Below are 1,749 nucleotides of genomic sequence, written 5' to 3'. Positions count from 1 at the left end.
ATGAAGTGGCGGAGGTATTCCCAGACTTCGGCGACGTGTCGGGTGTCGGAATCGGTGGGTTCATTGCTGTCGACCCATAGGCAGTCTTTTTGGTGAAGGCTGCCGTCCTCCCGGCGCGGGGCGAAGGCTAGGGCGTAGCTGGTGCTGAAGGACGAACCTCCGAATTCTCTGCGTTTGAACAATCCGCCTCTGATGTTGTACCAGTCAAAGGTAAAGACCTTTCCTACTCGTTTATAATAGATTTTTTTAGTTATCCTGTTCAGGTAAATGTCTGAAAGGTTTCTTATATAGAATATTCTATAGGCTAAAAAAGGTGTAAAAATAAACGGCAAAATAATCTCTATAGCAAGAAATGCGTAAGCACCATCAAGTTCATAATTCATCGAATTATCTAGAAGGAGGGGTGGGTAGGCAAATATAGCTATGGCTATACACGCGGCAGTGTACATCTTGCCCATGAATACTGAGTCAGTAACCCAGGGATTTCGCAAGCGTAAAAGGAAAGAGGATGTGCTGACCAATTGTCCTGAGATTTTTGGATCTATTTCTATCTTTGTTCGGGGGTTGAATAGCCATGTGGTTGCCATAGGGTTATCTCTCGATAAAGAAGTCAGCGCTGGATCCGGTAGAATCAGCCAAGCAGTGATTCAGATGGTAGTTGATTGATAGATTAGCGGTTCTGGCTTTTTTTCTGTGAGTCTTATAGTGCAGTACGACGCCGGCGGGAGTGATATAGCAGTGAGGTAGGGTCGTGAGTGTTGTTGAGTTTCCGTCGGTATCTTCGACTTTTAATGTGCCAGACCATTGGCTGTGCCCGACCATAAAGTTGGGCAGTAGTATGGTGAACTCTATCGTAGGGACGTCCTCGGATACTTGGCTATGTATAATTGTTGCCCAGTCCGGCGTTGGCCACTGGCTGTTAGTGCTAAGTCTTGTTTCAAGAGTTCCGAGGCTGAGTTGCTTCGACTGCTCCAGTGAAAGCGCTATTGGAGCATATGTCTCAGCTTGCCATGACTCCAGCTCTTCAATAATGCTGGCAAAGCGAGGAAGCTTTTTTTAAAAGTCCAGAGTCAATCCTGGTCGGATTTCTCCATCGTTCTCTCCAGTTCCAAAAATACACCTGCTTGCCCATAGCTCTATCGGGCTATGCAAGCGCTCATGTGCTCTAGAATAGAGATATAGCCCTGCGAATATTAGTACGGCCCCCGTCAACACGATTCCTGCCGCAGCCCAACCTGCAAAGGGTATCAGGAATGTTGGGCCAGTAATGGCTAGGCTTCCCTCTAGCATAAGGGCGGAACCTATGGCAGTTGTCACGCCGCCAGTTATATTATATAAGCCGGAAGTCGAATCGCCGTTTTTTAGTTGACGCCTCCCCTTGGATAACTCCGATACAAGACCCGCAATTATCGCCGGATATCCTGATGCTCTTGCGAACAGAGGACTACCTAACAACTTTACAATTCCGTTACTAAAGCCCATTCCCGGCGCCGTAGCACTTAATTTCAACACTACGGCCTTCTGTACTGCCCGTACGCTGACTAATGTGGCCGCCGCTGCACCCATCACGCCGAAGACCGACGCAGCGAAGCCTGCGGTGTATTCCAGAGCATCGCTCTGCTGCAGGCTGTTGTAAGCCGCCTTGAGCGAAATTACGTTGAACCACAGCATCCCCGCGTTCAGGCCACCACCAACCCCCGTGGTAAGCAACCCGAGGAAGTTGGGTTTCACGCGCGCAGTGGTGGTCAA

2 pseudogenes are annotated in these 1,749 nt (G+C 49.1%); both read right to left on the bottom strand.

Annotated features, from left to right (window positions below):
- A pseudogene (locus ACI2KG_RS29030) lies at positions 1–449 on the bottom strand (hypothetical protein); the annotation flags it as partial.
- 607 nt (positions 450–1,056) lie between these two features.
- A pseudogene (locus tag ACI2KG_RS29025) lies at positions 1,057–1,749 on the bottom strand (hypothetical protein); the annotation flags it as partial.

This window comes from Pseudomonas sp. NPDC089407 (assembly GCF_044900445.1).
Classification (GTDB): Bacteria; Pseudomonadota; Gammaproteobacteria; order Pseudomonadales; family Pseudomonadaceae; genus Aquipseudomonas.
The sequence above is the reverse complement of the archived record's forward strand: the minus strand, read 5'-3'. Positions and strand labels throughout refer to the sequence as shown.